Below are 2,812 nucleotides of genomic sequence, written 5' to 3' on the forward strand. Positions count from 1 at the left end.
CCCCTACGGTGGCGCACCGGGCGCGGGTCCTGGCGGTCCGGGGGGCCCGGCGGGACCGACCGGCCCGATGGGCCCTCCCCCGCACGATCCCTGGGCGATGCCCTCGGAGCCCGTGCCCGGGCCGAACGGCAGGAAGCGGCGCGGAGGGCTGCTCGCCGGCGTCATCGCGGTGGCGCTGGTCGCCGGCGGCGTGGGCGGCGGCCTCGGCTTCTGGGCCTCCGACCGCAACTCGAACGACAACTCGACGACCATCAGCTCGTCCGCCGACCCCAAGACGCTGAACCGCTCCCCGAAGTCCGTGGCGGGGATAGCGGCCAAGGCGCTGCCGAGCGTGGTGACCATTCAGTCGTCGGGCGGCGGCGAGGAGGGCACGGGCACCGGCTTCGTCTACGACAAGCAGGGGCACATCGTCACCAACAACCACGTGGTCGCCAACGGCAGCCGGGGCGGTCAGCTGAAGGCCACCTTCTCGGACGGCAAGAAGTACGACGCCCAGGTGGTCGGCGAGGCGCAGGGCTATGACATCGCCGTGCTGAAGCTGAAGGGCGCGGGTGACCGCAAGCTGTCCCCGCTCCCGCTCGCCGACTCCAACGAGGTGCAGGTCGGTGACGCCACGATTGCGATCGGTGCTCCGTACGGCCTGTCCGGCACCGTCACGACCGGCATCGTCAGCGCCAAGAACCGCCCCGTCGCCTCCAGCGACGGCCAGGGCAGCCAGTCCTCGTACATGAGCGCGCTGCAGACCGACGCTTCCATCAACCCCGGCAACTCGGGCGGTCCGCTGCTGAACGCCCAGGGCGCGGTCGTCGGCGTCAACTCCGCCATCCAGCCGGGCGGGGGCAGCGGTCCGGGCGGCGGCTCGCAGTCCGGCAGCGTCGGCCTCGGCTTCGCCATCCCGGTCAACCAGGCCAAGCGCGTCGCGGGCCAGCTCATCAAGACCGGCCAGCCGGTCTACCCGGTGATAGGAGCCACCGTCCAGCTGGGCAGCAGCGGGAACGGCGCCACGATCTCGCGCACCGGCCAGGGCGACAGCGAGAACCCCGTCACTCCCGGCGGCCCCGCCGACAAGGCGGGCCTGAAGCCGGGCGACCGGATCACCAAGCTGGACGATACGGTCATCGACTCCGGCCAGACCCTGATCGGCACCATCTGGACCCACAGCCCCGGCGAGAAGGTCAAGCTCACCTACGAGCGTGACGGCAAGGAGCACACGGTCGACGTCACCCTCGGCTCCAAGCGAGGCGACTGAGCCAGCCCCCCACCCACCCGGCGCGGCCCCGCACACCGCGCCGGACACACACCGCGGGAAGCCGTTACCCTGGTCCCCGCGCTGCTCCGGCAAGGAGCAGCGCGGGGAGGTGTGCCCGAGCGGCCGAAGGGAACGGTCTTGAAAACCGTCGAGGCAGCGATGTCTCCGTGGGTTCAAATCCCACCGCCTCCGCTCGCTGAGCAGTGAGCACGGCCCCTGACCCGGGTGTGTGGTCGGGGGCCCACTTCGCCCGGAACGCTCGATGGCTGCTGCCTGCCGATGGTGGCGTCTTCCTGGGCATCGACGACTCCGGCATGGTGGGGGGAAGGCAAGTGCCGGGTGCGTGACGGGAGGTGACTGGGGTACAGTTGATCTCGTTCGAAGGCGCCGCCGGTCTCGGCCGGTGAGGCTGTGCGTTGGTGGTCCAAGGAAAGACGCCCCGCTTCCTGTGGGGAGATGCAGGTGCAAGCCCTGCCCGGCGCTCCGTCGAAGCCCCGTCCCTGGCATAGCAGGGGCGGGGCTTCTTCATGTCCGCAGCCGTCGGTGTTCCGGCGTGGCATGCGGGCGGTCACGCCCTGCGGAGTATGTCCGGTCCTGGCATACATCCGCTGGTGTAGGGCCCTCTCGGGGCCGTCGCCATACGCTGGCGGGCATGCCTCTCCCTTCGGTCATTCGGGCTTCCGCGCGGGCGCACTCGGTGGACAGGGTGATGCTGCTGATGGGAGCCGTGCTGCTCGGTGACATCGGGCAGCAGCTGCTGCGCGGGGCTTCGGTGTCCTCGCGTGCCGATGTGGCGGGCTGGGCGGTGGCCGTGCTCTGCTGGCTCGCCCTGGGGGTGCGTGGCCGCCGGCCGCTGGTCCCCGCGGTGGTGGCTCTGGCGGCCCTGGTGGTGTACGACCGGTTCGGCACCGTGAACGGGCCGACGCCCGGCGTCGTCTTCATGGTCGCGTTCTACGGGCTGGCCAGGGCGGAGCGGCTGAAGGCCGTGATCGGCTTGGCGGCGGTCGTGATGGTGGACATCGCCCTCAGCGAGTTCGCGGTGCGGGGCGGTCAGGGCGAGCTCGACGCGATGACGGTCGTGGTGCTCGGGGGGTGGTTCCTCAGCATGATCGCGTTCAGTCATGCGACCCGCGTCCGGGAGGCGTATCGGCGCGAGGTCGAGGAGCGGGCTCTGGCCGCCGAGCGGGAGCGGGATCTGCGGGCCGCGCGGGCCGCGACCGAGGAGCGGCTGCGACTGGCCCGCGAGCTGCACGACGTGCTCGGGCACCATGTCTCGATGATCAGCGTCCAGACCTCGGCCGCGCTGCACCGCAGCGCCAAGCGGCCCGGTGAGACGGCGGAGTTGCTCGCGGCGCTGGAGTCGGTGCGGGACGCCAGCAAGGAGGCGCTGCGCGAGCTGCGCGGCACGCTCGGCGTCCTGCGGCAGGCCGACGAGGAGGCCCCCACCGCGCCCGTCGCCGGACTGGAGCGCCTCGGCGAGCTCACCGAGCGGGCCGCGGCGACCGGCCTCACGGTCACGGTGCGGACCTCCGGGGAGGGCCTGGAGGGTGGAGAGGGCGGGGG

General features: G+C 72.1%; 2 protein-coding genes and 2 tRNA genes. All 4 read left to right on the forward strand.

Annotated elements, in window-relative coordinates:
* Positions 1-1,249: S1C family serine protease (locus tag G5C65_RS34960; protein WP_165303087.1), on the forward strand; the 1,249-nt coding region annotated here is incomplete at its 5' end.
* A gap of 105 nt (positions 1,250-1,354) precedes the next feature.
* Positions 1,355-1,441: transfer RNA gene (locus G5C65_RS34965), tRNA-Ser, on the forward strand.
* 221 nt (positions 1,442-1,662) lie between these two features.
* Positions 1,663-1,732, forward strand: a tRNA-Arg gene (locus G5C65_RS34970).
* Between the two features lie 169 nt (positions 1,733-1,901).
* Positions 1,902-2,812: sensor histidine kinase (locus G5C65_RS34975; RefSeq protein WP_241266281.1), on the forward strand; the 911-nt coding region annotated here is incomplete at its 3' end.

The sequence above is a fragment of the Streptomyces boncukensis genome (genome assembly GCF_011045075.1).
Lineage (GTDB): Bacteria > Actinomycetota > Actinomycetes > Streptomycetales > Streptomycetaceae > Streptomyces > Streptomyces boncukensis.